Origin of the sequence: Paenibacillus nuruki (assembly GCF_001721045.1) — a bacterium.
GTDB lineage: Bacteria > Bacillota > Bacilli > Paenibacillales > Paenibacillaceae > Saccharibacillus > Saccharibacillus nuruki.
The window spans coordinates 1-1,372 of record NZ_MDER01000009.1 but is presented as its reverse complement, the minus strand read 5'-3'; the positions used below and the strand labels follow the sequence as shown (position 1 = coordinate 1,372).

Here is a 1,372-nt window from a genome sequence, read left to right as displayed (position 1 = left end):
GTTAACTACTGATACAAAAGATCCAACCAAAGCCATAACTTTATGGAAAGATAATGATAATCTACAGAATGGAAATTTATCTTTTTTAGGAAAACATGAAGAAGGAAGCTTAGTAGGAAAGTTAGTTTACCAAATTCAGTTTGAAATGCTAGATATTATAATCAATGGAGTATTCTTTAGTATTTTAACTATTTTTCTTTTTGAATTATTAAGGTTTATAAAAAATAGGTAGGAGTAAATTATGATTAATAAGTTTTATCGGATTATTCAAGTATTTAAATTGATTCATAAATTTGGAATAAAAAAAAGTTTTTCTAACATAAATGAGAAGTGGATTTATCGATCTTTTTCAAATATAGTTTTCAAAGATCAAACTGAAGATTACTTTAATAGTCAAAAAGAAAAAAAATTTATAAAAATGCCTAAAATCAGTATTGTAGTTCCTATATATAATACTGACTCTCTTTTTCTTGAACAAATGATAGAGTCTGTTTTAGCTCAAACTTATACTAATTTTGAGTTATGTCTTTTCAATGGAGGAAGTACAGATAATAATGTTGAAAAAGTAATAAATAGTTTCAAAGCAAAAAGTGATAAAATAATTTATGATTATTCAGAAATCAATCATGGTATAGCTGAAAATACTAACCTTGCTTTAAAATTAGCGACAGGTGAATATATAGGTTTACTTGATCATGATGATTTATTAACAAAAGATGCACTTTACGAAGTTGTATTAATAATTAATAAATATGAAGCTGATGTAATTTATTCGGATGAAGATAAAATTATTGGTAACACTGGTAAGCATATTAGCATGCATAAAAAACCAGATTGGTCTCCAGATATGTTATTAAGTTATAATTACATTTGTCATTTTTTAGTATTCAAAACCTCGTTGCTTCTAGAAGTAGGAGAATTTAATAGTGAATTTGATGGAAGTCAAGATTATGATTTTATTCTAAGATTAACTTCAAAAGCAGAATATATTCATCATATCTCTAAAGTGTTATATCATTGGAGGATAACTGAAAATTCAACTGCTGCTAGTTACTCAGCTAAATCATATGCATTGTTAGCAGGAAAAAATGCTTTACAAAATTATGTGTTACAAAAAGACAATTCGTTGGAAGTACATGAAGGTGCATTCAATGGAGCTTTTAATCTTAAAGTTAATTCAAATAAAAATATTAAGACATTATTACTTTATTTTGGCTATTGGCAACACGAAAATGATCTTGAAAAAAATTATAAGAATTTGAACTTAAATTCTAATCAAGATCATTTTAAAGTTATTATGATTAACTTGTCTGAATATGAATCTAAGATTAAAAAGTATCGTACAAGAAATTTGAATTATACAGTATACGAT

The 1,372-nt window shown here is 25.4% G+C and carries 2 protein-coding genes; both read left to right on the top strand.

What is annotated here, in order from left to right:
* Positions 1 to 232: hypothetical protein (locus PTI45_RS23990; protein ID WP_175425096.1), on the top strand; the 232-nt coding region annotated here is incomplete at its 5' end.
* A gap of 9 nt (positions 233 to 241) precedes the next feature.
* A partial coding sequence (locus PTI45_RS01160) for a glycosyltransferase family 2 protein (RefSeq protein WP_139129195.1) occupies positions 242 to 1,372 on the top strand: 1,131 nt, incomplete at its 3' end.